Below are 3,639 nucleotides of genomic sequence, written 5' to 3'. Positions count from 1 at the left end.
GTGTGCGGCGAGGTCGAACCGACGGAAGAACGGCGCGGCGCCGGCCATCGGGTGGACGGCCGAACACGGGTCGACGACGAGGTCCGCGCCGAGATCACCCGGCATGCCGTCCATGGGCAGGGTGCGGCACCCGCCCCCGATGGTGTCCTCGGCCTCGAGAACCACGACGCGACGGCCCGCGCGGGCGCACAGGAGTGCGGCGGCGAGGCCGTTCGGACCCGACCCCACCACCACCACGTCGGCGCGCACCGGCGCGGAGGAGCTCACTCGAACACCGCCAGGCCGTAGGTCCGGCGCAGTTCCTCCAACACCTTCTCCTGGGCCACGGCCTGCTCCGCCAGATCCAGGAGGACGCGCCGGGTGCCGGGTCCGCCCACCTCGTCGTCGTCGCCCCGTGAGGGCTGGTCGGCGACCCACGAGTCCGCGAGCAGTTCCCACATGGAGCGCTTGGCCACCACGAGGGTGCGTAGCGCCTCCAGCAGCGCGAGCCGCGCCAGCGGATCGCTCAGCACCGGCCCCACCGGAAGCACGGAGAACGAGAGACCGGTCGACAGTCGCAGCAGTCGCCGGCCCGGGGTCCCGATGGGAGTCAGCCGGGCCAGCAGCGCGGCGGCGGTGTCGATCTCCTGCTCGAACTGGGCGCGCAGGGGCTCCAGGCGGGTCTTATCGGTCTCGTCGACGGCGCGGATGCAGTGGTCCAGGAGGCTGCGACCCACCGCCGCCCCGTAGAGGTGTGCCCGGAGATAGGAGGCGACCGCGGTCGAGCCGCGCGCGGGGGCGAGGACGGGCATCCAGGGGCTGGGCAGGCGGACCGGGAAACCGGTCGACCGGGGCGGGCGCAACATAGGTGATCCGTTCGTCGGACGTCGGTCGGGGCCTGCGGTGACATCAGCCACGGTAGGCGTCCCGGGCCACCCCGGCCACTGGTCCTCGGCGGTGTGCGGTGGCCTAGACTGGGTGTGCCCAAATTGACACCGAGGAGATCCCACTGTGACAGCATCCGGACGTCCCGTCGTCCTCATCGCCGACAAGCTCGCCCAGTCGACCGTCGACGCGCTCGGCGACGCCGTGGAGGTCCGCTGGGTCGACGGCCCGGATCGTCCCAAGCTCCTCGAGGCCGTCGCCGATGCGGACGCGATCCTCGTCCGCTCCGCCACGACCGTCGACGCCGAGGTGATGGCCGCCGCCCCGAAGCTCAAGATCATCGGTCGCGCGGGTGTCGGCCTCGACAACGTGGAGATCCCCGCGGCGACCGAGCGCGGCGTCATGGTGGTCAACGCGCCCACCTCCAACATCCACTCGGCCGCCGAGCACGCCGTCGCCCTGCTCATGGCCGCCTGCCGCCAGATCCCGGCCGCCGACCGCACCCTGCGCGAGCACACCTGGAAGCGCAGCTCCTTCAACGGCGTCGAGTTGCTCGGGAAGACCGTCGGCGTGGTGGGCCTGGGTCGGATCGGTCAGCTCGTGGCACAACGTCTGGCGGCGTTCGAGACGAACCTCATCGCCTACGACCCCTACCTGCCCGCCGCCCGCGCGGCCCAGCTCGGGATCGAGCTCGTGGACATCGATGAGCTGGTCTCCCGCGCGGACATCATCACGATGCACCTGCCCAAGACCAAGGAGACGGCCGGCCTGCTCGACGCCGAGCGGTTGGCCCGGGCCAAGGACGGCGTCGTGATCGTCAACGCCGCCCGCGGCGGACTCATCGTCGAGGACGCGCTCGTCGAGGCCCTGAGGTCCGGCAAGGTGCGGTCCGCCGCCCTGGACGTGTTCGACACCGAGCCCTGCACCGACTCGCCGCTGTTCGACCTCGAGAACACCGTCGTCACGCCGCACCTGGGTGCCTCCACGAGCGAGGCGCAGGACCGGGCCGGCACCGACGTCGCGCGCAGCGTGCTGCTCGCCCTGCGCGGGGAGTTCGTCCCCGACGCCGTCAACGTCACCGGCGGCCCGGTCGGCGACGAGGTCGCTCCGTGGCTCGACCTCGTCCGGAAGCTCGGACTCATCGCCGGTCACCTGTGCCCGGGTGTGCCCACCACCGTGACCGTCGAGGTCGCGGGCGAACTGGCCGCCGAGCAGGTGGACGTGCTGGGTCTGGCCGCCCTGCGCGGGATGTTCTCCGCCATCACCGACGAGCCCGCCACCTTCGTCAACGTCGGCCAGATGGCCGAGCAGCGCGGTGTCACGCACTCGGTCGAGACCCGCAGCGAGTCGAAGTCCTACCGCAGTACGGTCACCGTCACCGCGGTGGCCGCGGACGGCGCGTCGGCCCATGTCACCGGCACGCTGGCCGGTCTGGACCAGGTGCAGAAGATCGTCCGGATCAACGAGCGCGGCTTCGACATGCGTGCCGAGGGTCAGAACCTGTTCGTCCACTACTCCGACCGCCCGGGCGTGCTCGGAAAGGTGGGCTCCATCCTCGGCGGGGAGGGCATCGACATCCAGGCCGCCGCGCTCAGCCAGGACGTCACCGGTGAAGGTGCCTCGCTGATCCTGCGGGTCGATCGTGCGGTCGCCGAACCGACCGTCGACCGGATCGTCTCCGAGCTCGACGCCACGGCGACCCAGATCTCCCTGGTCTGAGCGGGGGTCGGACATCATGAAGCTCGCAGTCATCCCCGGGGACGGGATCGGTGTCGAGGTGACGGCCGAGGCGATCCGGGTCCTGGACGCGCTCGTCCCGGGGGTCGAGAAGACCGAGTACGACCTGGGCGCGCGCCGGTATCTCCGCAACGGGGAGACCCTGACCGAGGCGGACATCGAGAGCCTCAAGGGTCACGATGCGATCCTGCTCGGGGCCATCGGCGATCCGCGATCGGTGCCCGCCGGGGTGCTCGAACGCGGGATGCTGCTCCCACTGCGGTTCGCGCTCGACCACCACGTCAACCTCCGCCCGTCGCGGCTGTACCCCGGTTCGGGGACCCCGCTCAGGGACCCGGGTGAGATCGACTTCGTCGTGGTGCGCGAGGGGACCGAGGGGCTCTACACCGGCAACGGTGGGGCGATCCGCGTGGGGACACCCCACGAGATCGGCACCGAGACCTCCGTCAACACCCGTTTCGGCGTCGAGCGCGTGGTGCGCGACGCGTTCGGCCGGGCGCGGTCCCGCCGAGGGAAGCTGACGCTCGTCCACAAGACCAATGTGCTGGTCAACGCGGGTGGGCTCTGGCAGCGCACCGTCGACGAGGTGGCCCCGGAGTTCCCGGACGTCGCGGTCGACTACTGCCACATCGACGCCGCGACGATCTACATGGTCACCGAACCCTCGCGCTTCGACGTGATCGTCACCGACAACCTGTTCGGCGACATCATCACCGATCTCGCCGCCGCCGTCACCGGGGGCATCGGCACCGCCGCGTCGGGGAACATCGACGCCTCGGGAACCAACCCGTCCATGTTCGAACCGGTGCACGGTTCCGCCCCGGACATCGCAGGACAGGGCAAGGCCGACCCCACCGCGGCCATCCTGTCGGTGGCGCTGATGTTGAGGCACCTGGGCAGGGTCGCCGAGGCCGAGCGCGTGGAGGCCGCGGTCGAGGCGGACCTCGGGTCGCGTGGAGACCGTCCCGTGGTGACCTCCGAGGTCGGCGACCGGATCGTGTCGGCGGTCAGCGACTAGTGGGTATCTCCGTTAGTGCG

The 3,639-nt window shown here is 71.1% G+C and carries 4 protein-coding genes; 2 read left to right on the top strand and 2 right to left on the bottom strand.

Going from position 1 to position 3,639, the window contains the following annotated elements:
• Nucleotides 1-267 (bottom strand): FAD-dependent oxidoreductase (locus G6021_RS01905; protein WP_182640548.1); only part of this gene is annotated, 267 nt, incomplete at its 3' end.
• Nucleotides 264-845 (bottom strand): hypothetical protein, encoded by a 582-nt coding sequence (locus G6021_RS01900; protein ID WP_182609682.1) that lies wholly within the window; start codon nucleotides 843-845, stop codon nucleotides 264-266. The genes G6021_RS01900 and G6021_RS01905, both read right to left, overlap by 4 nt.
• A 145-nt stretch (nucleotides 846-990) precedes the next feature.
• Here G6021_RS01900 and serA point away from each other — a divergent pair, with 145 nt between their 5' ends.
• Nucleotides 991-2,583, top strand: a complete 1,593-nt coding sequence (gene serA / locus G6021_RS01895; RefSeq protein WP_179525514.1) for a phosphoglycerate dehydrogenase — start codon at nucleotides 991-993, stop codon at nucleotides 2,581-2,583.
• Between the two features lie 16 nt (nucleotides 2,584-2,599).
• On the top strand, nucleotides 2,600-3,619 hold the full coding sequence (locus G6021_RS01890; protein ID WP_182617677.1) for a 3-isopropylmalate dehydrogenase: 1,020 nt from the start codon (nucleotides 2,600-2,602) through the stop codon (nucleotides 3,617-3,619).
• Nucleotides 3,620-3,639 lie beyond the last annotated feature (20 nt).

Source organism: Dietzia sp. CW19, from assembly GCF_014145265.1.
Classification (GTDB): Bacteria; Actinomycetota; Actinomycetes; order Mycobacteriales; family Mycobacteriaceae; genus Dietzia; species Dietzia natronolimnaea.
The sequence above is the reverse complement of the archived record's forward strand: the minus strand, read 5'-3'. Positions and strand labels throughout refer to the sequence as shown.

What these genes read in the sequence shown, in the direction of transcription:
- G6021_RS01900 (WP_182609682.1), bottom strand. Translation starts at nt 845, where the DNA reads ATGTTGCGCCCGCCCCGGTCGACCGGTTTCCCGGTCCGCCTGCCCAGC.
- G6021_RS01890 (WP_182617677.1), top strand. Translation starts at nt 2,600, where the DNA reads ATGAAGCTCGCAGTCATCCCCGGGGACGGGATCGGTGTCGAGGTGACG.